This window comes from Peribacillus sp. NPDC058002, from assembly GCF_042886655.1.
GTDB classification, from domain to species: Bacteria; Bacillota; Bacilli; order Bacillales; family DSM-1321; genus Peribacillus; species Peribacillus aracenensis.
In genome coordinates this window covers 1-2,059 of record NZ_JBHVQU010000431.1, presented here as the reverse complement: position 1 = coordinate 2,059, position 2,059 = coordinate 1, and the positions used below count along the sequence as shown (strand labels likewise).

Below are 2,059 nucleotides of genomic sequence, written 5' to 3'. Positions count from 1 at the left end.
CATTGTTTTTGCACATCCTGACGCCCGTTACTACAATGTCGATCGATAACTCATTTAATAAAGGCAGCGGTATTTTTTACCGCTGCCTTTTAGTGCATGAAACCCCTTAATTGGTACATCTTAATGGTCAAAAGGAAGGGGATGCAACACCTATGAATTATATCCTGAAATTATTTCTTTCCATGGCGGGTTCCTTCATTATTATTTTGTTGGCTGTGGATGTCCTGAACATTCAAGTACATGCAATGGTTCCCGAAGAGATCACACCGCTCATGAAAAGTAAGGAAAATCAGAAAATCGCTTATTTGACATTCGATGACGGACCATCTTTGAATACCATGAAGATATTGGATATTTTGGACGGCTATCATGTTAAGGCTACATTTTTCGTTAAAGGGAATGAAGAACCATACGCAAAGGAAAGTTATCAGGAAATGGTTTCCCGGGGTCATGCGATTGCCCTTCATTCTTATACACATGATTATTCCATCGTTTATCGATCGACTGAGAGTTTCTTTCAAGATTTGAATAGGCTTGAAACCATGCTGCAAAAGGAGTATGGGATAAAAAGCCGTATTGTGCGCCTTCCTGGCGGCTCGAATAATCGTCTGCGGCATCAGGCTGCAACGAAACCCATCATCAACGGAATCCTTCAACAGCTAAAGGAAAAAGGGTATATTTACTTTGATTGGTCCATTGACTCGACAGATGGCTTCAGTCCGTCAATAAGTGAACAACAAATCATTACTGCCGTACAAAAAGGGACGAAAAATCAAAAGCATGTTAATATCTTATTGCATGATATCAATAGTATGAAGAATACAGTGAAAGCATTGCCTGATATAATTGAATTTCTTAAAAAAGAAGGGTATACCTTCGATACTATTGATGAGACAACCCCGAAATTGCAATTTAATTGATGAACACAATGTTTATCTATAGTAAATTAAGGTATAGGGTATTGAGATTACAATGCGAAAGGATTTATCGTTTCTATGATGCCATCATTGTTTTTATCACATGGAACACCGCTATTAGCTTTGGAAAATAATGGCTACACTTCTTTTTTGAAGGATTATATGCAAACTATGAAGAAACCTGCTGCCATCGTAATTTTGTCAGCACATTGGGAATGTGAAGATCAAATGATTTCAGCAGTAGGGAAGCATGAAGTCATTTATGATTTTGCAGGGTATCCTGAAGAAATATTTCAGATTACTTATCCAGCCAGGGGATGCCTTGAGCTGTCAGATCGAATTTTAACCTTATTGTCCAGGATAGGTGTATTGGGGGAACTTGATGAAAGGCGCCCCCTGGACCATGGATCATGGGGGCTTTTGCATATCATGTATCCAAAAGCTGACATCCCGACCGTATCTATGTCCATTAGTCCTGCACTGCCATTGGACAAGCAGTATGAAATTGGGAAAACATTGAGGGAATTAAGGGAAAGTAATGTCCTTATTATCGGGAGTGGTGGAATTGTCCATAATTTCTCCCAAATACAGGAGGATATGCATGTTGCAGAAGGATGGGCAATCGAGTTTGAGAACTGGGTCGAAGAGAAAATCATGAATTGGGATTTGCAAACATTGTTTGAGTATGAAAAAATCGCCCCATACAGTACAGAGGCTGTGCCCTCCAAAGAGCATTTCGTTCCATTGGTCATCGCAATGGGGTCAGGGGATGACAAAAAAAAGGCAACTCTACTGCATAGGAGCTTTCAATATGGCAATCTAAGTTTATCAGCTTGGAAGTTTGATTGAGCTGAAAGGGCTTTCAGACTAGTTAAATTTACCTGAAAAATAATCATTATACAAAAATACAAAAATCTTTTTTTAGCGAAAAAAAGACTTAAATGAGCAAAAAAGTCAATTAAAAGCGTATTTTGACGAATTAAACAGAAATATAGTTGCAAAAAGGTTGCATAAAGTAGTTTAACCTTTGGATATTTCGACAAAAACATGTTAATATAACATCTGAAAACGTTTTATCCTTTAAAATTTTATTATTCAATGACCAAAGTTATTTATTGTATATCTTATATATATCATATATC

2 protein-coding genes are annotated in these 2,059 nt (G+C 37.4%); both read left to right on the top strand.

Features of this window, described 5'->3' with window-relative positions:
• The first annotated feature begins 152 nt into the window (after positions 1-152).
• A complete protein-coding gene (locus ACFVSH_RS25975) occupies positions 153-920 on the top strand; it encodes a polysaccharide deacetylase family protein (protein WP_387708669.1) in 768 nt (255 codons plus the stop codon).
• 75 nt (positions 921-995) lie between these two features.
• Positions 996-1,766, top strand: coding sequence for a dioxygenase family protein (locus ACFVSH_RS25970; RefSeq protein WP_387708667.1), 771 nt, complete (start codon positions 996-998; stop codon positions 1,764-1,766).
• Positions 1,767-2,059: the final 293 nt, after the last annotated feature.

Excerpts from the sequence above, each read along its gene's own strand:
- ACFVSH_RS25975 (WP_387708669.1), top strand. The coding sequence starts at position 153 with ATGAATTATATCCTGAAATTATTTCTTTCCATGGCGGGTTCCTTCATT.
- ACFVSH_RS25970 (WP_387708667.1), top strand. The coding sequence starts at position 996 with ATGATGCCATCATTGTTTTTATCACATGGAACACCGCTATTAGCTTTG.